The organism is Persicimonas caeni (genome assembly GCF_006517175.1).
Classification (GTDB): domain Bacteria; phylum Myxococcota_A; class Bradymonadia; order Bradymonadales; family Bradymonadaceae; genus Persicimonas; species Persicimonas caeni.
In genome coordinates this window covers 1,102,994-1,125,879 of sequence record NZ_CP041186.1, presented here as the reverse complement: position 1 = coordinate 1,125,879, position 22,886 = coordinate 1,102,994, and the positions used below count along the sequence as shown (strand labels likewise).

At 61.3% G+C, this 22,886-nt stretch carries 10 protein-coding genes; 7 read left to right on the top strand and 3 right to left on the bottom strand.

From position 1 onward, the window contains the following. The first annotated feature begins 73 nt into the window (after window positions 1–73). The 3 genes from FIV42_RS04210 to rsmI all read left to right on the top strand — a co-directional run bounded on the left by FIV42_RS04210 (window position 74) and on the right by rsmI (window position 14,622). The gene (locus FIV42_RS04210; protein ID WP_168210394.1) at window positions 74–940 is read left to right on the top strand and encodes a tetratricopeptide repeat protein; all 867 of its coding nucleotides are present in this window, start codon (window positions 74–76) and stop codon (window positions 938–940) included. Window positions 941–1,024: 84 nt separating this feature from the next. After that, window positions 1,025–13,675: a hypothetical protein gene (locus FIV42_RS04205; RefSeq protein WP_141196465.1), complete on the top strand. Its 12,651-nt coding sequence runs from the start codon at window positions 1,025–1,027 to the stop codon at window positions 13,673–13,675. Window positions 13,676–13,773: 98 nt separating this feature from the next. After that, on the top strand, window positions 13,774–14,622 hold the full coding sequence (rsmI, locus tag FIV42_RS04200; RefSeq protein ID WP_141196464.1) for a 16S rRNA (cytidine(1402)-2'-O)-methyltransferase: 849 nt from the start codon (window positions 13,774–13,776) through the stop codon (window positions 14,620–14,622). Window positions 14,623–14,714: 92 nt separating this feature from the next. Here rsmI and FIV42_RS04195 read toward each other — a convergent pair whose 3' ends face one another. After that, window positions 14,715–16,319, bottom strand: coding sequence for a hypothetical protein (locus FIV42_RS04195; protein WP_141196463.1), 1,605 nt, complete (start codon window positions 16,317–16,319; stop codon window positions 14,715–14,717). A 475-nt stretch (window positions 16,320–16,794) separates the two neighbouring features. Here FIV42_RS04195 and FIV42_RS04190 point away from each other — a divergent pair, with 475 nt between their 5' ends. Both FIV42_RS04190 and mgtE read left to right on the top strand, forming a co-directional pair. Beyond that, the gene (locus FIV42_RS04190; RefSeq protein WP_141196462.1) at window positions 16,795–17,391 is read left to right on the top strand and encodes a helix-turn-helix domain-containing protein; all 597 of its coding nucleotides are present in this window, start codon (window positions 16,795–16,797) and stop codon (window positions 17,389–17,391) included. A 79-nt stretch (window positions 17,392–17,470) separates the two neighbouring features. Continuing rightward, window positions 17,471–18,862 (top strand): magnesium transporter, encoded by a 1,392-nt coding sequence (gene mgtE / locus FIV42_RS04185; protein ID WP_141196461.1) that lies wholly within the window; start codon window positions 17,471–17,473, stop codon window positions 18,860–18,862. Window positions 18,863–18,869: 7 nt separating this feature from the next. Here the strand turns inward: mgtE and FIV42_RS04180 are convergent, their stop codons facing one another. Together FIV42_RS04180 and FIV42_RS04175 are read right to left on the bottom strand one after the other, a co-directional pair. Further along, on the bottom strand, window positions 18,870–20,135 hold the full coding sequence (locus FIV42_RS04180) for a protoporphyrinogen/coproporphyrinogen oxidase (protein WP_141196460.1): 1,266 nt from the start codon (window positions 20,133–20,135) through the stop codon (window positions 18,870–18,872). Between the two features lie 201 nt (window positions 20,136–20,336). Next, a complete protein-coding gene (locus tag FIV42_RS04175; protein WP_141196459.1) occupies window positions 20,337–21,008 on the bottom strand; it encodes a hypothetical protein in 672 nt (223 codons plus the stop codon). A gap of 371 nt (window positions 21,009–21,379) precedes the next feature. Between FIV42_RS04175 and FIV42_RS04170 the strand changes: the two genes are divergently transcribed. Both FIV42_RS04170 and mutY read left to right on the top strand, forming a co-directional pair. Next, complete coding sequence (locus tag FIV42_RS04170; protein ID WP_141196458.1) at window positions 21,380–21,715, top strand: hypothetical protein; 336 nt, start codon at window positions 21,380–21,382, stop codon at window positions 21,713–21,715. Between the two features lie 21 nt (window positions 21,716–21,736). After that, window positions 21,737–22,870, top strand: coding sequence for an A/G-specific adenine glycosylase (gene mutY, locus FIV42_RS04165; protein ID WP_141196457.1), 1,134 nt, complete (start codon window positions 21,737–21,739; stop codon window positions 22,868–22,870). Window positions 22,871–22,886: the final 16 nt, after the last annotated feature.

Sequence of the window (22,886 nt, the reverse complement as noted above, 5' to 3'; positions counted from 1 at the left end):
TACGTTTCGTGCGAGGGCCACATCCTCGACGAGATATCTGCCGAGGCACCTGGGCACAGCTTTAATCCTGGCAATGCTGGCCTTCGCATTCGGGTGCAATCAGAACCGCGCCAAGGCGGTCACCGAGATGAACAAGGGGATCGAGGCCTATCAATCGGGCCAAAACATCACGGCGGTCAAGTACCTCAAGGCCGCCAAGAGTACCGACCCCACCTTCGCCGAACCGGCGCTTTACCTCGGACAACTCTACCATCGGCAGCTAAGTGAGCTCGACAACGCCGAGCAAGCTTACCGCGAGGCGCTACAGCGCGATCCGGAAAATGCCGAGATTCATTACAAGCTCGGGGCGGTGCTCTCCGACAAGAGCAACCACGAGATGGCCGCGCAGCAGTATCAGCAAGCGGTTCAAAAGGCACCGAACGACGCGAAGTCGTGGTTCCGACTCGGGCTGAGTCAGAAAAAGCTTGGCGAGAACGCTCAGGCCGTCGAGAGCTTCATGAAATCGATTCGAGCCAACGCTCGCATGAAGATGGACGAAGAGGACCCGGGCGGGGCGGCGTACCATGCACTGGGGGACCTCTACACCGCTTACGGCTTCTACGACAAGGCACTGCAGGTCTACGACAACGGCGTTCTCAACAATGGGGATGTCGCTCGCCTCTACGCCGGTCGCGGCGTTGCGCAGTTGAAGCTCAAGCGCTTCCAAGAAGCCGCCAACAGCTTCAAAAAGGCGCTCGAACTCGACCCGAAGCATGTATCGGCCACGTTCAACCTCGCCGTGGCGCACAATGAGCTCGGCGAACACGACGCGGCGATTGGGGTGCTCGAGACGTACCTGACACGCTCCGAAGACCAGGTGCGCCGCAGCGCCGCTCAAGGTTTGTTGCAGACGCTCAAGTCGGAAAAAGAGAAGGCAGCAACGAAGCAAGCGGGCAAATGAGGCTCGCAGCAGACCTCCGAAATCTTCCGCGGCGCCCAGTCGCCGCGGACCTCACAATAGATTTGCAAGGCAAGTTGACAGCTCATGGATCGTGAGACTCAGATGCAGGAACTCCTATCACGGCTCGCAGCCGATCCTTACGACCTCGGACCGCTCAAAGAGCTCGAGCGTATGTTCAGCTCCGATGTCGAGCAACTGGTGACGACTTTCCAGCAGGCGGCCGAGGAGGCTGAGAGTGCTGATGTCGCCTCGCGTTTTCTTCTGGAGGCAGGCCGCCTGGCGGCTGTGCAGCTGGGAGACGTCGAGAGCGGGCGCGAGTATGTCAGTGTCGCCCTCGAGTTGGGCGACGAGACATACGTGTCGATCGAAGCTCATTTGTTCGACTTGGCGCTCAAAGGCGAGGTCGAGGAGTTACTCGGTTTCTTCACCGAGGCGCTCGAGCACTTCGACGATGCGGCGTATCAAAGTCGGCTCTACATGCGCATGGGCACGATCCTGGGCAGCTTCCTTGGCGACCTCGAGGAGGCGCAAAACGCCTACGTCTACGCGCTGGAGTTGCAGCCATCGAATCTCGCCGCGCGCTGGGCGCACCAAGACTTGGCGCGAGACCAGCAGGATTGGCCTAAGCTTGCCGAACTTCTGTACGAAGAAGTCGAGAGCATCGAGGAGCCGACGCTACAGGCGCGCGCATCGGTCGAGTTGGGCAAGGTTTACCGGGATCACTTGGGCGACCCCGAGGGCGCGGCGCAGTGCTTCCAAATCGCGCTCGAGATCAACCCGGAAAACGAGGAGGCAAAGCGCCTACTCGAAGGGGATGACGTCGATGCGGACGCCGAGGTCGAAGCGCTCGATGATGTCGAGCCGAATCCGGCCACGATGGAACTCGACGACTCGATGCTCGTCGAAGCAGAGCCCGCAGCTCCAGCCGACGATCCGGGCACGATGGAGCTCGACGAGGCCATGCTCCTCGATGAGCAGGAGAGTGCTCCGAGCGACGATCCGGGCACGATGGAACTCGACGAAGCGATGCTTGTCGAAGAGGTCGATGCCGGACCTCCGGCCGCGCCGATCGAGGCCGATTTGGCCGATGAGGAGGATGTCGAAGTCCTCGAAGCCGACGAAGAAATCGAGGCTGACGAAGAAGTCGACGCTGACGAAGAAGTCGACGATTTCGTTGAGCCCGAGATGACCGACGCTGAAGAGCTCGAAGAAGAGAGCGCCGAGGTCGAAGAGCTCGAAGAAGAGAGCGCCGAGGTCGAAGAGCTCGAAGAAGAAGAACTCGAAGCTGAGGATGGCGACGAAGATGAACTCGCAGCCGAAGAGCTCGAAGAAGAGCTGGAGGCTGAAGACGTCGACGAGGAAGAGCTCGAAGAAGAGAGCGCAGATCTCGAAGAAGCAGAGTTCGAAGAAGAGTTCGAAGAAGAAGAAGAGCTGGAGGCCGAGGACGTCGACGAGGAAGAACTCGACGCCGACGATATTGAAGAAGACGTCGAAGAAGAGCCCGAAACCAGCTGGCGTGACCGCTTTGACGAACTCGTCGCGGACGCCGAAGCAGCAGGAGGCGGCGACGAGTCGCTGACGCTGCTCAGCCGCGCCGCACGATTGGAGTCTCGCCACCGCGATGGCGACGAGGCCGGCTTGAACTTGTGGGAGACCGCAGTCGGGCTTGGTGTCGGGCAGTCTTTCTTCCGTCGCACCAGCTACCTGTGGACCGACAAGGATTTCTGGAAGCAAGTCTTCGAGACCGCCGAGGACGACAGTCTCAAAGCGCGGATCGCCTTCTTCGAACTCGGCGACCAAGACGCGGCGAGTGAAGCGGCCGAAGCCGCCGGTGACGACGAAATTCTGTCGGCTCTCGAAGACATGGAGGCGGCGACCGACAACTGGCGCAAGTACCAGCGTTCGTTGGAGCAGCGCCACGCCGACCTCGACGGTGATGAGAAAGCGCACAAAGTTTATTGGCACATGGCCAATATGGCCGCTGCGCTCGATGATCTCGACAAAGAGATCGACGCGCTTCGCCGCCTCGACCGGCAGGTCGACGACCATTTGGTGAGCAACCGGCTCAAGGTGCTCTACAAGCGCGCCGAGAAGTGGCCGATGTACGTCGACCTGGTCAAAAAAGAGGTCGAGGCGCTGGGCGACGATCGCGACTACGACAAAATCGACCTGTTGCACGAGGCGATTCGCGTCTACCGCGACGAGATGAATCACGACATGATGGTCGTGAACACCTACAAAGAAATCCTCGAGATCGACGCGGAGAATCTCGAGGCGATCGACGCGCTCATCGAGATGTACGACAAGATGAACCGCGCCTCGGAGCTGATCAACATGCTCCAGGAGAAGGCCGAGTTGGTCCGCTCGGACAGCGCGCGCGTCGAAATTTACGAGCAAATCGCCGAACTCTTCCTCGAGAAGTTCCGCAACCAGGCCGAAGCCATCAAGGCCTACGAGTCGATCCTCGAGCTTCGTCCGCATCACCCCGGTGCGATCGAATTCTTGAAGGAGATGTACGAGAAGCGGCGCGACTGGGAGAAGCTCATCGATGTCCACAAGCGGGAGATCGAGACCTTCGAGACCGACGAGGAGAAGGCAGAAGGCTTCAAAGAGGTCGCCCAACTCGCCAGCGACCGGCTGCGTAATCCGGAGGTGGCCACCGAGCTTTGGCTCGAAGTGCGCAACTTCGCCCCGGAAGACCCGAGCGCGCTCGACGCGCTGGAGACGCTCTACGAGAAGAGCCGTGATTACGAGAAGCTCGCCGAAATTTTGGAGCTGAAGGTGGGCCACGTCGCCGACGGCGACGAGAAGATGAAGCTCTACCAGAAGCTTGGGATGCTCTATTCGGACCGCTTGGAGGATTCCGAGCGGGCGATCGAGGCATGGAAGGGCGCTCTCGAATTGGAGCCCGAAGACCTCAAGGCGCGCAAAGCTCTCGAGCGCCTCTACATCGACAATCGCGATTGGGACGCTCTCGAGGCGTTCAAGACCGAGGCCGACGGCCCGCAAGATCTCGTGCGTGTGCTCGAGACTTTGGCCGGTACGATGAAAGAGGACGAGGTCAAGATCGAGCTGTTGCTTCGCGCGGCGCGCATCTGGCGCGACGAACTCGACGACACCGGTCGCGCCGAGCGTGACCTCGACCGGGCGCTCGGTATCGACGAGCGCAACGAGAAGGTCGCCCTCCAGCTCGAGCCGATCGCGCGTGAGAAAGAGGACTACGACCAGCTCAAGACCTGCTACCAGATCATTCTGGAGCACCGGGACGAGCCCCAGGAGCGTCGCGAGTACCAGCTCAAGTTGGCCGAACTGCACGCCGAGCAACTCGACGATGCCACCGGCGCCTTCCGTTGGTACGCCGAAGCGTTCTACGACGATCCGAGCGCCGGCGAAGTTATCGAGGCGCTCGAAGATGCCGCGCGTGCGGCCGATACGTTTGGCGAATTGGCTGAGGCTTATCGCCAGGCGCTTCAAGAAGACCTCGAGTTCGAGACCCGCCAGCAGCTTCGGTTGCGCTTGGGCACCGTGCTCTCCGAGGAACTCGACCAGCTCGACGATGCGCTAGCCCAATTCGAAGCGGTGCTCGAGGAGGAAGAGGACAACCTCGCCGCACTTGCGTCGATGGAGCGGATTTTCCGTCGCTCCGAGCGCTGGGACGAGCTGATGAGCGTCTACCGACGCCGTCTGGACCTCACCGAGGAGGTGAGCGACCAGGTCGAAATCCTGCAGGGCATGGCCGAGATTGCCGAGGTCCAAGCCGGCGATATCGACACGGCTATCGACCGTCTGCGCGAGGCTCTCGAACTCGACGAAGAGAACGAGACGACCCTTCGCGAGCTGCACCGTCTGTACGCCGCGCAGGATTCGCACGAGGAACTCGCCGAGATCATTCGCCGCGAGATCGCGCTTATCGAAGAGCGCGCTGGGGGACGCAAATCCCACTATCCGGGGGTGCTTCCGATCGACGCCTTCTTGGCGGGCGGTGAGCCGGTCTCCATCGAGGCCGACGAGAGTCTTGCTGCAGCCGAGGCGCTGGCAGACGAAGCGTCCGAAGAAGCGTTGGCGCTCGACGATGCCGAACTCGCCGAGGACGGCCCGGGCATGGGGCCGGTCGAAGAGGTCTCCGAGGCGCTCGCCGACGGTGGCTCTGAGGCCGAGGCGGTCGAGGCAACGGCCGACGAATTTGCCGACGAAGTCTTTGAAGGCGCTGGCGGCGAAATTTCGGAGGCCTCGCTTGTCGAGGAGGCGTCTGAGGCAGCGCTCGACGCACTTTCGGAGGCGGAAGAGCTGCGCGAAGCTTCCGAGGTGGCCGACGAGGAAATCGTCGCCGACGCCGATACCGATCTCGGTCCCGCCTACACCGAAGGTGAAATCGAGCGGCTTGTCGCGCTGCGCTTCGAGCTGGGTGTGGTCTGCAAAGAGCACCTCGCCGAAGACGCCGAGGCGGTCGAGTCGCTTGGCTACGTGTTGTCTTGGCGTCCGCTTCACCACGAAGCTCGCCAGACAATCGAGAGCTATCTCGAAGAGCCGCAGTTCCGCGATGAAGTTGCCCAGATCCTGACGCCGGTTTACGAGCTACAGGGACAGTGGCAGAAGTTCATCAACGTCCTCGAGATTCAGGTCGAGACGGCCGACGATCTCGAGCGACAGGTCGCGCTGCTCGAGCGAATTGGCCGCACGCAGATCGAAGAGCTCGGTTATCACAACGAGGCCTTCGAGACGTACTCCAAGCTGGTTCGCTTGCAGCCCGAGAACGAAACCGCGCGCGCCCAGCTTCGTCGGGTCGCCGGCCCGATCGATCGCTGGGAAGAGCTCATCGAGCTCTACGAAGAGCTGGAGCCAGAGCTCGAATCCGACGAGCTTCGCATCGAGTACCTCTTCGACCTCGGAGAGATGTACGGCGAGCGCCTCGAAGACACCGAGACGGCGCAGTCGCTGTATCACCGTGTGCTCGAGTTGGAGCCCGGTTCGTCGCGCGCGCTCCAGGAACTCGAGGGACTCTACGCTCAGACCGAGCAGTGGGATGAGCTTCACGATGTCTACAAGCGTGAGCTCGAGCTTGCCGAGACCGACGAAGAGGTCGAGGAACTGCACTTCAAGATCGCGGTGCTCTTCGATCGCCTTCTCGATGACCCCGAGCGCGCCATTTCGGTGCTCGAGGGGATGATCGAGGATCGTCCGGACAACGTCCGAGCCGTACGCATGCTCGGCCAGCTCTTCCGCGGCCAAGAGATGTGGAACGAGCTGGCGGACAATATCCGCACCGAGCTCGAGCTGGTCGACGAGGATGAAGAAAACGACGTCAAGAACCGCTTGGCCGCCGTGTTGGAGCATCACCTCATGGAGTTCGACCGTGCGGTCGACCTGTACGAGGAGGTCCTCGACGACGAGCCGACCAACGCCGACGCGCTCGAGGCGCTCGAGCAGATGATGGACAAAGAGGAGGCGCCGCGCGGTCGCGCCAGCCGCATCCTCGAGCCGCTCTACATCGAGTGGGACCAGCCCGAGAAGCTTATCCGGGCGCTCGAAGTCCAGGTCGATGCCAGCGAAGATCCCGACGCACGTGTCGAGCTTCTGCACCGTGTGGCTGCGCTTCACGAAGAGCGCGCTGGACGCGCCCAAGATGCCTTCGAGACGTACGGGCGTGCGCTTCGCGACGACGTCGCCAACGAAACGACCCTCGATAATCTGTATCGTCTGGCCGAGCAGATCGGCAATTGGCAAGAGCTTGCCGACCATTTCGAGGCCGAGGCCGACTTCCAGGCAGATCCGGACGTCAAGCGAGACCTGTTGTGGCGCGCGGCGAATATCTGCATCGAACAGCTCGATGCGTTCGAGCCGGCGACCTACCTGTTGCGTCGCGTCCAAGAGCTCTTCCCCAACGATCTGGAGACGGTCGAGGCGCTCGAAGAGCTGTATCGTCATATCCAAGACTTCGCCGAGTTGGTCGACGTGCTCGTCACCAAGGCCGAGCTGGTCGAGGAAGACGACGACAAGAAAAACCTGCTGTATCAGGCCGGCACCACTTACGAAGACGTGCTCGACCAGCCCGAAGACGCCGTGGGCGTCTACCGGCGCGTGCTCGACATCGACGATGCCGACAGCCACGCCATCGACCGCCTCGAGGTGATCTTCACCAACCTCGAGCGTTGGCAGGAGCTGCTCGAGATCTACCAGCGCAAGTTCGAGCTGGCCGACAACGACGAGGCGAAAAAGGACCTGCTCTACGCGATGGGTCCGATCTATCGCGAGCACCTCGATGCGCCGTTCGAGGCGATTGAAAACTACCGTCGCATCCTCGAGATCGACCCCGACGAACTCGCCGCGCTCGAGAACCTCGACACGCTGTACGGCCAGACCGAACAGTGGAACGAGCTTTTGGAGACCCTCCAGCGTCAGATGGAGCTGGTGGCGATGGACGAGGACAAGCTCGACCTGCGCTACCGCGTCGGCCATCTGTGGGAGACGGAGCTGGGCGATGTGCTTCGCGCCATCGAAGTCTACAGCGAGGTGCTCGACCAGGCTCCCCAGCACGAGGCGACGACCGAGGCACTCGAAGGTCTGATCACCCGCGGGGAGTACGAGGTGGAGGCCGCCGAAGTGCTGCGGCCCATCTACGAGGCTGCCGACGAGTGGGAAAAGCTCGTCCGCGTTTACAAGCTTCTCATCGAGGCGAGCCACGACCCCGAGCGCAAGCTCGAGTTGTACCGCGAAGTGGCGCGCATCTACGAAGAGAACCTCGATAATCCGCAGGACGCGTTCGAAACCTATGTCGAAGCTCTCAGGGTCGATGCCGCACGCGAAGACGTGCTCGAGCATCTCGAGCGCCTCGCCGCTCAGCTCGGCGCCTGGGAGGTGCTCATCGACCGTCTCGACGAGACGCTCGCTGACACCACCAACTTCGATGCGGTGACTGAGCTCAACCTGCGCATCGCACGCATCTACGAAGAGGAGCTGCAATACGCCGAAGAGGCCATCGAGCGCTTCAACCGCGTGCTCGAAAGTGAGCCGGATAGTGAGAAGGCCATCTTGGCCCTCGACCGGCTGTACTTGGCCGAAGGCCAGTGGGAACACCTGGCCGAGATTCTGCAGACGCGCATCTACAATACGACCGAGCCCGACGAGGCGCTCGAACTGCGGTTGCGCCTCGGTACGCTGTACCAGGACGCGCTGGAGCGCCCGATCGACGCCATCGAGGTCTACCAGACCGTGCTGATGGACGATCCGGACAATGCGCAGGCCATCGGCTCGCTCGAGCAGATGTTCATGGCGGGCCAAGAGGTCCAAAAGATCGCCGACATCCTCGAGCCGTATTACCTGGAGAAGGGCCAGCACGAGAAGCTCGTCGAGATCTACCTGCAGCGTCTGGAGATGCTCGACGATCACTTCGAGCGCTACGAGCTACTGATGCAGGTGGCGCGCATCTTCTTGAACGAGTTGCAAGACGAGGAGCGTGCGCTCCAAGCCTTCGGCTCGGCGCTGTTCGAGAAGCCCGACGACCCCGAGGTCCTCGAGCGAATCGACGAACTCGCCCAGAGCACCCAAGCTTGGGGCGAGGCGGCCGGCTTTTACGTGGACGCCCTCGAGCGCGAGGACCTCGTCGAAGAGGACGCGCTGACCTTGTGGGTCAGCCTTGCGCGTATCCTCGACGAAAAGCTCGGCCAGGCCGAAGAGGCCGAAGGCGCTTACCTGCAAGCGCTCGAGATCGACCCGAGCGAGCCTCGTGTGCTCGAAGCTCTCGACCGAATCTACGAGCAGCAGGCACGCTGGGACGACTTGGCCGAAGTGCTCCAGAAGCGCATCGAAGGGTTGTACGACGAAGAGAAGATCATCGAGCTCAGCTTCCGGCTGGCTCAGCTCTTCCAGCACAACCTCGAGCAGCCCGAGCGCGCCGTGGACACGTATCGCAACGTGCTCGACATCCAGCCGATGCACGAAGATTCGCTTCGCCAGCTCGAGCGCATCCACTTGGAGCGCCAGCAGTGGGAAGACCTGTTCGACGTGCTTCGCCGTCGCGCCGAGAACACTCACGAGCCCGAAGAGAAAATCGAGTTGTTTGCTCGCATGGCCAACCTCGCCGAGGAGATGCTCGAGCGTCCGCTCGATGCCATCGACCTTTGGAACGAGGTTCTGAAACTCGAGCCGACCGACCAGGACGCGCTCGGCGAGCTGCAGCGCCTTTACCTCGAAGAGGAGCGCTGGAACGACCTTGTGACCATCCTCGAGCAGCGCGTCGAGCTCACTCAAGAGCCAGGCGAGCAGCTGGAGCTGTACGACTCGCTGGGCACCATCTGGCAGGACAAGCTCGACAACGAGTTGCAGGCGCTCGACGCCTGGCAGAACGTCCTCGCCATCGAGCCGACGCACCTGCGGGCGCTCGAGGCCCTGCGTGACATCTACACGCGCCAGGGTGACTACGCCCAACTTCCCGACGTGGTCCGTCGCCTCATCGAACACGAAGGCGTCGAGCAAGAGCGCAAGCTCTCGCTGTGGATCGAGCTCGGTGAAATCTACGGCGATATGCTCATGCAGCCCCACGACGCGATCGAGGCATGGAAGAACGTCATGTCGCTCGACCCGGGCAATGAGCTGGCGCTGGAGAACCTCGAGCGGCTCTACCTCCAGGAGAGCATGTGGGAGGAGGCCGCGCAGGTGCTCGAGCTCAAAGTCGACCGCCTCGAAGACGACTACGAGCGCATCGACGAGCTGACCCGCATTGCGGATATCTGGGAGAACAAGCTGTTCGAACCCAACCGCGCGGTGTCGTTCTACGAGCAGATTCTCGAGATCGACCCGACCAACATGCAGGCGAGCCACGCGCTGGAGAGCATCTACCGCGACCAGGGCACCGAAGAGGCCTACGGAAGCCTTGTCGAGCTGTATCTGACCCGTGCCGAGGTCGTCGCCGACGACCCCTTCGAGCGCGTCGAGACGCTTCGCAACGCAGCTCAGGTGTTCGAACAGCATCTGGGACAGCCCGAAAGTGCGCTTCTTGTGCAGCTGTCGGCCTTCGGGCCCGAGACGCTCGAAGATGAGCAGCTCAACCAAGATCTGGCGCGACTGGCCGATCAGACCAACCTGTGGGACGAACTCGTCGGCCGTGCTGCCGACGTGTTGAGTGAGCTCGAAGACGGCATCGAGGCGGCCGACCTTCACCGCAAGGTGGGCGGTTGGTACGCCGACAAGCTCGACCAGCCCGATGACGCGGTCTATCACCTGCGCCGCGCGCTGGGCATCGAGCCGGACAACGCCGAGATCCTCGAGAAGCTCGAGGAGCTGTATCGACAGCTCGCCTCGTGGCCGGAGCTCGCCGATGTCATCCATAAGCGCATCGAGCTGACGAGCGCGCCCGACGAGCGCATCGAGCTGTGGCGACGTCTCGGCGAGTTGTACGAGATGCAGATGGCCGAGATCGACGAGGCTGTGTCTGCCTACCAGCAGATTCTGATGCTCGACGAGACCGACATCCTGGCGATGGAGTGCCTCGAGCGCATCTTCGAGGCGTACGACCGCTGGGAAGAGCTTATCGAGATCCTTCGACAGAAGGCCGAGGCGACCTACGACCCGGATGCCATCGTCGGCATCAAGGTGCGTATCGCCGAGACTTACGAGCAGCATCTGCAAGACGCGCAGGCCGCCATCGACGCCTATGCGGAAGTTCTCACGGTCGATCAAACCCACGAGGCCTCGCTCGAAGCGCTCGAGAGGCTCTACCTGCAGACCGAGCAGTGGAACGACCTGCTCGACGTCTACGAGCAGCGTCTGGGACTCACCCACGAGCCCGACGAGCAGGTGGCGATCTACGGCAAGATGGCCGCGGTCTACGAGGATCAGTTCGAAGACCCGGAGAGCGCCATCGAGGCGTACAACAACATCTTGATGGTCGAGCACGACAACGAAGCGGCCATCCAGAACCTCGAGCGCCTCTACCGCAACCTGGAGCGTTGGTTCGACCTGGTCGACGCACTGCAGCGCCACGTCGAGGTCATCGAGGACGGTCCGCGGAAGGTCGAGCTTCTCAATGAGCTCGCACGCACCCGCCGCGATCAGGTCCAAGACCCGCACGCAGCGGTCGAAGCGTTCATGCAGTCGGTCGAACTCGACCCCCATCAGGCCGAAGCCTACCTCGAGTTGGCGACTCTGCAGGAAGAGACCGACAGCTACGAGCCGGCGGTCGAATCGTACCGGCGCTTGGTCGACTTGCTCGACAGCAACGAGGAGCGCGCCGAGATCTACTGCCGCATGGGCGAGATTCTCGAGGAGCAGCTCCTCGACGACGACCGCGCCGAGGATGCCTACCTGTCGACGCTCGACTTGGTTCCCGGCCACCCCGATGCGGTCCGTGCCCTGCGACGTGTCTACGAGCGAAAGGGCGATTGGCAGCCGCTTATCCGCGCCCTCAAAGCCGCCGAGAACGCCTCGCGCGACCTCGACAAGAAGGCCGAGTACCTCGCCGAAATCGGCAAGCTGTACGAGGACAAAGTCGACGACCGCGTCAGCGCGCTCAACTACTACGAGGCTGCGCTCGAGAATAACGCACGCAACGTCGCCGCCGCCGAGCCGCTCATCGCGATGTATATGCGCGAGCAGCGCTGGGAGCGTGCGGTGCCGCTGCTCGAGCTGGTCATCGAGGAGTACGAAGGAAACGACGCCGAGCCGGAGAAGCTCCACGAGCTTCACCTGCAAGCAGGCCAAACCTTCCGTCGCCTCGAGCAGCGACAGCAGGCGCTCAAACATTATCGCGAGGCTTACGAGCACGACCCGAACCACTACGAGACCCTCAAGGGTCTGGGCCACCTGCTCTTCGAGCACGAGGATTACGAGAAGGCGGCGACCGTCTTCGAAAACCTCGAGTTCCAGCACATCGACAAGCTCGACTCTGACGAGCTCGTCACGCTGTATCACCGCGCCGGTAAGATTCGGCGCCGATTCGGAGAGAACCGTCGCGCCATCGAGTACTTTATCAAGGCACTCGAGATCGACGGGCAGAACCGCGAGGTGCTCGACGCGCTCGTGGAGCTCTACGAGGAGCAGGAGAACTGGGAGCAGGTCGTCGAATATTCGCGACAGATCCTGCAGGCCGAAGAAGAGCCCGCAGCCCGCTTTGCACTGCTGACGCGAATGGGCGACTTGCTCGCCCAGAAGATCGGCGACCGCAACCGTGCGGTGATGGTCTACCTCGAGGCGCTCGACATCGAGCCCGAGAGTATGGCCGTGCTGCGCAAGCTGCTCGACCTCTACACCAAGACCAAACAGTGGGTCGAAGCGGTCGAGATTCTGCAGCGTCTCATCGAGCACGAGACCGATGCAGGTCGTGCCTCCAAGTACAGCTACACCGTCGGCGTCATCTTCCGTGACGAGATTGGTGACCCCATGGAGGCGGTCCAGTACTTCGACGCCGCGCTCGATAATGACGTCAAGTTGCTCAAGGCTTTCGAAGCCATCGACCGCATCCTGACGCAGGCCAAGGAATGGAAAGAGCTCGAGCGCGCCTACCGTCGCATGCTGCGGCGCGTGGCCGAGAACGACGACGGCGAGATGGAGAACATCAAAGTCTTGCTGTGGACGAACCTCGGTGAGATCTACCGAAGCCGCCTGGGCCACGTGAAGAGCGCTATCGGCGCGTACGAGGCTGCCGTGGGCTTGAACCCCAAAGACGAGAAGCTTCGTCTCATCTTGGCCGAGCTGTACGAGAAGAAGGCGGGCGATCCGGCCGGCGCCATCGAGCAGCACAAGGAGCTCATCCAACTCGATCCGTTCCGCATCGAGAGCTATCGTGCGCTGTTCAAGGCATATATCCAACAGAAGAAGTACGACCCGGCTTGGTGCATGTCGGCGGCGCTGAGCTTCCTGCAGAGTGCAAACGAGCAGGAAGAGAAGTTCTACCGCCAGTACCTGGGGCAGAACCTGCCGGCGGCCAAAGGCCAGTTCAAGCAGGAGCTGTACCGCCTTCTGTACTATCCCGAACAAGAGATGCTCATCAGCTTCATCATGAGCATTCTGGGCCAGGGTCTGCGCGACTACTACTCGCGCCGGCTCAAGAAGGGGCCGTGGGGGCTGCATCCGCGCAAGGACAAGCTCGATTTGGATCAGCAGATGCTCTTCTGCAAGATCTACAAGTACGCCGCCCAGCGTGTGAACCTCATCCCCGCCCCCGAGGTCTACCTGAAGCGTGACCAGGCGCTCGGTATCCGCAACGCCAACGCCCCGTCTCCGTCGGTGGTCATCGGCGCGGACATGATGCAGGGCAAGGGTGACCGCGAGCTCGCTTTCCTCATCGGTAAGCAGCTTTGCTGGATGCGCCCGGAGCATTACTTGGGCTCGGTCGGCTTCCCGACTGAGAACCTCAAGCTTCTGTTCATGGCTACGATGCACATGACCGATCCGAGCTTGGGCATTGGCCAACAGCTCGGCGAGGCCGGCGCAGAGGTCATCAAGGAGCTGCAGAATATGCCCGCCCAGATGCTTACGCAGGTGCGCAAGTACATGCAGCAGTATCTGTCCCAGGGTAAGAACCCGAACCTGTCCGCCTGGCTCACGCATGTCGAGCACACCAGCATCCGCATGGGTCTGGTCTTGAGCGGCGACCTGAATGAGGCGGCGAGCTGCATCAAGAACGACACCAACCCGATTGGCAAGGCGACGGTCAAAGAGAAGATTCGTGAGATGGTGCTGTTCAGCATCAGCGACGAGTACTTCGAGATCCGTCAGAAGCTCGGGTTGGCCATCGGCTGATCGCTCGTAGCATCTGAGTAAAGCGAAAAGGGCGTCCTTTCGGGGACGCCCTTTTCTTTAGAGCCCCACCTTGTGTGAGAAACCTACCGAGAACTGCCATGCTCATCGTTTGCCCGACACCCATTGGCAATCTGCAAGACGCTACGCCTCGCCAGAAAGACGCGCTGGCCTCGGCCGATATCATCGCCTGCGAGGACACTCGCCGCACCGGAAAGCTCCTCGAGCTCTTCGGCATTGCCCGCAAGGATGGGACGCCCAGGTTGGTGAGCTATCACGAGCACAACGAGGCCGGGCGCACAGGCGAGCTCTTGCGTGCGCTCGACGCCGGACAGACAGTCGTGCTGACGAGTGACGCCGGCACGCCGACCATCTCCGACCCGGGCTACCGGCTCGTACGTGAGGCCGCCGCGCAGGGGCACGAGGTCGTCGCGCTGCCCGGCCCTGTGGCGGCGATGGTCGCGTTGAGCGGCTCGGGCCTGCCCACCAACCGGTTTTTCTTCGAAGGGTTCCTTCCGAATAAGACCAAGGCGCGCAAGGAGCGCCTGGAGGCACTCAGGGCGCTCGAGGTGACGGTGGTGCTCTACGAGTCGCCGTATCGCGTCGTCGAGCTTCTGGAGGACGTGGGGGCGGTCTACGGCGAGGGCCACGAGGTATGCGCGGCGCGCGAACTCACGAAAATGCACGAAGAGTACATGCGTGGACCGGTCGCCGAGGTATGCGCGGAGCTCGCCGCTCGCGAGATCCATGGGGAGTTCGTGGTCTTGCTGGCGCCCTGGCGTCCCAACGAAGCCGAAGAGGATATCGACGCGCAGATCGACGCCAAGATCGCCGAGTTGTTGGAGGAGGGGATGCGCCCGAGGGGCATCAAGGAGGTCGTCGCCGAGCTATTCGACGTGCGTAAGTCGGAGCTGTACGACCGGATTGAGCGGGTGAAGAAGGGTGACTAACCTTCGCGGTTGAAAATCAAAACCCCGGGACAAGTCCCGGGGCTGCACTGGCGATGGCTCCGCGGGCAGCAAGCAGCCGCTCCGCGAATCAATCAGAACTGCAACGCCGCGTTCACGATGAACGACCAGGTGTTGTACTCCTGGATGCGGAACCGATTGCCCGAGGAGTCGTAGGTCGGGTTGTAGACCGGGTTGCGCTCGAACTGTGCGTCGCTGCCGGTCAGGTCGACGGTATCGTCGTCGGTCTCCTCGGCGTCGTTGTCGATGTCGCGTCCGGTGCGGGCGTTGGTCAGAAAGTGCTCTTGGCGGTGCTTGAGCTGTGCGATGGCGTTGAGCTGGAAGTAGCGCGAGGGCTGTAGATAGAAGCCAACCTGGCCCGCGAAGGTGCCGTAATCTTCGACGGTCATGATCCCGTCGGTGCGAAACAGTGTCTCTTGGCGATCTTCCTGGCTCATCGAGGCCAGGTCGTAGACCGGGTTAGGATCGGCGTTGCCCGGGCGCTGGACAATCCATGCACATGCGACATCTTCGGGGTTGGTAAGCTGGCCGTTTTCGAATTTCGGCAACACGTCGGCGACGGTCTTCCGGTTGCAGTCGCTGTTGACCATGTGGTCGTACAGCGGGGTGTAATCGCGGCCTTCGCTGACGTAGCCCATCGTGAAGCGCAGATCGATAGCGTAGCGCTCGCCGGTCTCGTCATTTTGGTAGGGGATAAACTCGGTGCCGATGGTCACGTCGCCGCGCATGGGCGGGTTGGTGAACACTTGGCCCTCATTTTGCGAGTCAACCTTACGGATGGGCGAGTCGCTGGCGGCAATGGGCAGGAAGTACTCAATGCCGAAATACGGCTCGATCCAATCGAAGCGCTTTGACGAAGCGATCTTCCAGTGCAGCACGTGCTTGCCTTCGCCCACATCCTTGTCGTCGGCCTCTTTCACCGGCGCGATCGGCATCGTGTAGTCCATGCCGAACAACAACGTGGCCTTGGTGTCGTCGCGTTGGTCGTTGAACGGGGCCCACGCAATGCCGATGGTGGGATCAGCAAAACCCGATCGCTCGATCTGGCGATGATCATCGCTCAAGTCGAAGAAGCGATACACGTTGTATTGGTCGAAGGCGCGCAGCTGCTCTTCGATCGACATGTTGTCGTCGAAGACTTGACCGGCGCGCTGCTCGACGCGGGCGTTGGACGGGTCGACCGAGGAATTCGTCTCGTCGACCTGTTGGCCGGGCAAGTTCGATTCGTTGTCGTATTTGAGGCCGCGGGCACTGTTGATGACGTAGGGAACCGTCAGGTGCAGCTCGAGGTCCTTGTAGAGGCCGGCGCGAAGCTCGACGTCCATCGTCGAGCGGGTGTGCTCGTAGAGCATCTCGCGGTTGAACACCATCGAGGGCTCCGAACAACGACCTTCGTCTTCAACCACACGGGGGTTGTTGAAGACGGCGGGCTCGTCGGCGAACCGATCCAAATCGGGGACGCAGGGCGCCTCGCGAGTGATCTGCGCGCTCGAAATGTCGAAGCGGAAGGACGGTTCGATATGGAAATCGAACGGATCGTAGGTGTCCTCTTGGAAATCGTCGAAGTCGTCCGCCGCATCGAGCAGATCAGTGAACTCTGCGGCCTGTGCGGGAGCCGATGCGAGGAGCAACCCGAGGGCGCTCGCGCAGAAGGACGAGGCAACAACATAACAACGCATAAACATCTCCTGCAGGCGCTTGATTCGACATCAATCAGGAATTAAACGGCACCCCGGATCAACAACATGAAGAGACCTCGGGATTGCTATCAGCCGCCCTGTAGGGTGTCAAGTTTAGGGGGAAGTCGCTCCCAGCGCAAAGAATCTCATTAAAACGGCTTGCATTCTCGGTCTAACGATGATCATATGGCGCGCACAAAGGTGCCCTGAGCACCCTATACCAGCGGGCGAGAGGGGGGCGGAAAAAAGTTTGCGATCCTGCAAACGACGCCCGAAAATATTGACAGGATAACCCTGGTGTGGTTCAATGTTGACAGTGACGAACCTCCACCAGACTCAACGCAGAACATCGGGTCAATTGCCGCGCTCGGCGAGAGCGCGACCTGCAAGGCATCATGCGCCAGATATGTCGTCGCGCAGCTGACCTGATCACATAAAATCCGTAATCCCTTAGTATTTGCCGCCGTCACGCTGTATGAGCCGCGAAGTAGCCAAGAAGTCGCCCGGAGCCATTCTCAAGGAAGCGCGTCAATCCCTCGGCCTGAGCCTGGGAGACGTGGCTGCCATGACCCGTATTCCGCGTACGATGCTCACTCATCTCGAGGGCGACAGATATGACGAATACAGCGCTGATGTATTCGTTCGTGGTCACCTGCGCAGTTATTCGCGCGAGTTGAAGCTCGACCCGGAAGCTGTCATCCAGGCGTTCGAACGTTATACCGGCCGCTACAGCCAGCCGGCTCCCGAAGGTCCGCAAGGCCGAGAGGCTGCGCGCAAGTCGATCTCCAAAGCCAAGAAACAAGTCGCCGGGTTTGGCTCGCACATGTCGAGCTTCACGCGCAAAGTGCGCGCCGCTCACGTGGTCGCGATTGCGTTGGTACTCGTCTTCTTGTTCTTCGTGCTCAACTTGGTCACCGGCGGCCAGAGCGCGACGGCGAAGGATCCGGCGCAGTTCCCGACGGCCACCGAATCGGAATGGGAGGTCGAGCAGGCTGCAGAAGAAACGCGTTGGGCTCTCGAGCAGCCGGCGAGCGCTTCCGAAGAGGGCGAGGCAGGCGCCACGGCTCACTGACGCAGCAGCCATCCCTCAGGGTTAAGAAGCTGGCAGTCTCCATGACCGCCAGCTTTTTTTATGTCGTTTGTGGTCGGTTATGAAACGCGAGTCGAACAAGGTTCTGACGACGTCGGTGGCCAAGCTCCTGCGGCGAAACGCCACCGCTCAGCTCCAAAAGATCATCAGCCGAACCCATCCGGCCGATCTCGCCTACACTTTTAGCTCACTTACACCCGAGCAGCGTCAGAGTTTCTTCCGAGTGATCGAGCACACCGATCGGGAACGCGCCGCCGAAGTGCTGAGCGAACTCGAGCCGGGTATCCTCGTCCGGTTTCTCGAGGAAGTCGAGGATCGCAAGCTGGTCGACATCCTCGAGGTCATGCCGCCCGATGATACCGCCGACACCCTCGATTTGGTGCGCGACGAGGAGCGCCGCGACAAGATCGTGGCGATGATGCGCACCGAGTCTCAGGCCGAGACCGAATCGCTGTTGGCCTTCGACCCCGAGTCGGCCGGCGGGCTCATGTCGACCGACTACTTCGCGCTCGAGCAGAATACGACGGCCCAAGAGGCGCTCGAACAGCTCCAGAAGGAGGCCGGCGAGGCCGAGGTCGTCTTCTACCTGTACGTCGTCAGCGAGCACGACACGCTCGTCGGCGTGGCCAGCTTGCGTGAGCTCGTGCGCGCCGAGCGGAACCGTCCCCTCAAGGAGTTCATGATCCCGGACGTCATCCGGGTGCGTGTGGACACCGATCAGGAAGAGGTCGCCCGCCTCATCGCGCGCTACAACCTGGTGGCACTGCCCGTCGTCGACGACAATAACCGGCTGGTGGGCATCGTCACGGTCGATGACATCATCGACGTCATCCGCTCGGAGGCGACCGAGGACATGCTCCTGATGGCCGGCGCCGGTCAAGAGGACGTCAGCCGCTACAACTCGGTCCTCTTTAGTTTTCGCACGCGCTGGCCGTGGCTCTTCCCGAGCTTTCTGGGGGGGATCTTGGCGATGCTGGTGGTCTTCGACTACAGCCATGCGCTGCGAGAGATGATCCCGCTGGCGGCCTTTATCCCGGTGATGATTGGCATGGCGGGCAATATTGGGACCCAGTCATCGGCCATCGTCACGCGAGGGCTCTCGCTGGGAAAGTACGACTTTGTCGAGCTGGGACGAGTGGTGCTCAAAGAGCTCGTGGTGGGGACGCTCCTGGGCGTTTCTTACGGCGTGCTCGTAGCGGCGATTGCCGGCACCTTGTTTTGGCAACAGGATACCTATGATTCGGCGAGCCCGTTGATCTTTGCCGGCACAATCGCCGCGTCACTGCTCGCGGCGATGAGTGTGGCGGCGACTTTGGGCTCGGTGGTGCCGATTCTATTCAAGAAGATGAACCTCGACCCGGCCACCGCCAGTGGGCCACTGGTGATCACCGCGATCGACGTGCTCGGGGTGTGGATCTTCTTGGCGATCGCGGTGCTCATGCTGGGGCTGTGAGCGCGGCTCACAGGGCGTTGAACTTCTCGGCCAGTTCCCTCGCTTCGACGATGTTGTCCTCGATGGAGCAGTAGGTCCATCCTCCGTAGCGTCCGATCGAGTGGACGCCGCGTAGCTCCAGGATAGAGCTGAGGCGGTCGAACTCCGCGCGCGAGTCTTGCGTGATGTGCACGTAGGCCGGGTCGAGCACGACGCTGTGGTCGGCCACGAGCTCGTGGTCCTCGACGATGCCGGCTGTCTTCAGGTCTTCTAGCACCTGCGCTTTCATCGCCTGGCGGTCGACCTCGGCGTCCTTCTCGAAGCCGAGTTCGACATACATGCTCATGCGGTCGGTCCCCAGGATATTGTCGTAGAAGCCCACCCGATAGAAGGAGTACTTTTTCTCGGGCAGATAGATCCAGTGGATGCCTTCCGGGCCCTTCTTGTCGAAGCCCAGGTTGAAGCAGAGCACCTTGTTGTAGGTGAAGACCGACGGGTCGTGCTCGAGTTCCGCAATCTGCAACAGCTTGTCGAAGGGGGCCGAGGAGACGACGTACTCGAACTCGATTTCGTCGCCGCTCGAGGTCGTGGCGACTTTGCGCTGCAGATCGATGTTGGTCAGATCTTGTTCGAGCAAGATCTTCTCGTCGGGTACCTCCGAGGCGAGCGCGTTGACGTACATGATCGCGCCGTTTTTCGGGTAGGTGAACGTCGCATTGTACGAGACGTTGTCCGGCCGGCGCATGTTGCGGATGATGTCCTCGAGGTCGGCGTACGGGAAGAACCGCCCCATCGCGTTGCGGTCGAGTTCCTCGAGGTCGCAGGCGTACAACTTCTCGTTGTAAGGCACCAAGAACTTCTCGCTGATCCCCTTGCCAAACTTCTCGTAGAGCATCCCCTTGAAGCTATCCTGGTCGAACTCGTCTTTGACCTCATCGCGAAAGTACAGGTCATAGAGGCACTCGATGAAGTCCTCTTGCGGGAGTTGGTGGATATTCTTCTGGAAGGGAAAATCGACCAGCGCGTCCTTGTAGATGATCTTCGAATTCTTGACGACGGTGGTCACTTCATCGGCGGGCATCCGATCGCGCAGGTACTTCTCGATTTCGGGGCGCTTGAAGTGAAAGAAGTGGCCCGAGAAATCCCAGACGAAGCCCTTCTTTTTGATCGTCTTGCACCAGCCCCCGATCTCGGGCTCGCGCTCCAGGACGAGATAGTCGTCCGAATCGACGAAGTTTGCGAAGGCGAGGCCGGACATGCCGGCGCCGATGATGAGGTACTTGGTTTTCTGCATGCTTTGAGTGGCTTGGGGCGTCCGTAGTCTTCGGGCCTCTTCACAGTGGCGGCGAAGGTTGAAGTGCTTTTAGGTCTTGGGTCTTGGTTCAACAAAGATGTACGTCACTGGCAAACCAAGTATCAAGAACCAAAAACAGATAACCTTTGCAAGGGAGCAATAGCCTTCAATTGGCTAACACTGTCGCGAGGGCGAAGATTCTCAGAACGAGACCTTCAAGCGCGCGGCGGGGTTGCCGTGCATCCAGTGAGGTACGAGTTTGGCGGTCAGTCCACCACCGTCGTGGTTGTCGGTCGCCATGAGTACCACACCGCTGGTGACCATCGAGCCACCTACGGCGTACAGTGCCGTGACGAACTTGCGCGTCTGGTCGATCTGGTTGCGGATTTCTCGGTAGCGACGCGCGCTGGCGCTGGCTGCCAACTGTTCGTATTCGCTCTGGAGCGCCATCGACTCGATGTGGAAGAGCAGGGCGCCGGTGAAGATGGACGCGCCGGTGCCGGCGAGTCCCCAGGCCAACTGATTGCCGTCGTCAGTACGGTTGTCACGCATGACGAGGACCGGCGGGATCAGGTTGATCGGCTGTGTCGCGGTTTGCGGCCACTGGGGCGCGGGACGGCGAGCCACCTCCGACAAGATCTTGGCGTGATGTGACGGCGCGGCCAACTCCCCGCCCACCGAAATCGTGTGTGGCGAGGGCAGGTCGAAATGATCGGCGCGGCTGGCGCTGCGGTCACTGTCGCGCAGTTTGAGCAATTTGGGAGACTGTTCGGCCACGGCCACCGAGGTGACGAGGCTGACCAGTATCCACACCATCAACCCGGCCCAGGGGGCCAAATGTCGGTGCGCTCGTTTGCCAATACCATTAATCAACGCCAATCTCCTTGGCGAAAGCGATCATTGGATCGAGAGCTGCCGGTTGGCGCTCCTCAAACATCATCTGCTACATGCGAAATGGCTTCTAAAGTTCACTGTAGCAAAGAAAGAGGGCGCTGTCTCGGTGGAATCGCCGATTTTGGAGTATCAGTTATCCACTTGTTCGAGTTTGGCGGCTACTACACAAGATAATCCGTCCCGCGCAGCCGGCAAGCTGAGCAGGCTCCTGCTCGAGGCTGGAAGCTTGTGTGCTCGCTGCCAGTTTTGATAGGACACCTTGCGTACATTCACCGCGCCGATGGGTCATCGGCGTCGCTGGACAACCTGTTCGAGGGACTGAGGCCATGGAGCATCGAGGGCGACATTTCGTGAGATGGCGTGTCGCGGCGACTTGTTTGTTGCTGATCGCGTTTGCCGCGCTGTTTGCATGCGGTGAGGCAACCGATCAGCCCGAGGATTGCCGCCCCGGTGAGTACTTCGACGAGGCCAACGAGTTGTGCTCGGCGTGCCCGGCGGTTCCCGATCCGGACTGTCGTCCCGGGTGCGGGTTCTTCATCGAGGACGACGAGCGCGGATGTCCCGTCGCCCAGTGCGCCGAAGAGTGCCTGTGCGAGTCGGGCCAATTCTTCTCCGACGACACGTTGGGCTGCGAGAGTTGTGAGGAAGCGTCGGACCCGCCCGGTATCTGCCAAGAGCAAGAATAAGCCGACGTCAATCGCGCCTCTATGTCTCGAACCGCCGAAATAGCCAGCGAACATCAATTCAGCGCCGACGAGTGCGACAGCCTTCGTCGTGCGCTGCTCAGTTGGTACGCGCACCATAAGCGCGAGCTGCCTTGGCGCGATATCGGCGACCCTTATGCCGTTTGGGTCTCGGAGATCATGCTCCAGCAGACTCAGGTGGCCACGGTCATCGACTACTACCACCGCTGGTTGGAGCGATTTCCGACCGTGGAAGACTTGGCTCGTGCCGAGCGCGAAGACGTCATGGAGCTGTGGGCAGGGTTGGGCTACTACCGACGCGCGCGCTTTCTGCACGAGTCGGCCGCCGTCGTCGTCGACGAGATGGGCGGCGAGGTTCCACGCACCGTCAAGCAGCTGAAATCGCTCAAGGGCATCGGTCCGTATACCGCCGGCGCTATTGCATCCATCGCCTTTGATGAGCCCGTGCCCGTGGTCGATGGAAATGTCGAGCGGGTTCTGTCTCGTTTGCGCGCTATCAGCGGCGACCCGAAAGCAACGGCCAATCAAAAGCTGTACTGGGCGCTCGCCGGCGACCTGGTCGATCCGGATGCGCCCGGCGATTTCAACCAGGCGATGATGGAACTCGGCGCGACCATCTGCACGCCTCAGAGTCCCACATGTATGCTGTGCCCGGTACGCGAACACTGCATCGCCTTTGCCGAGGGCGAGCCCACCGAGTACCCCGCCACGGCCAAGCGCACGCGACAACGTCCCATGACCGTCGGCACCTCGGTCGTCGTATTTGGAACGGGGCGTGCGGAGCGGTTTCTGGTCGTCAAGCGTCCGCCTGATGGCCTCCTCGGCGGATTGTGGGAGTTTCCGACGGTCGTCGATGAGGATGGAAAGGCGTCATCGGTCGACGCATACCTCGAGCAGTGTCTGGCGACTGCGGGTCTCGAGACGAGTGAGCCCAACGATCTCGGAGAGCTCGTCCACCATTTCTCGCATATCCGCATGACCATTCGCGCCGAAGCACGCCGCCTCGACACCGAGGAGCCACCGGAGGGCGCCGCCGAGTTCGACCAGCCCGTCGACTGGGTTTCGCGTGACGAGCTCGAGCGACTTCCTATGTCGGCGGCCATGCGAAAGGTGCTCGCGCTATACGAACAGGCATGAGCCTGCCCCCCACCCC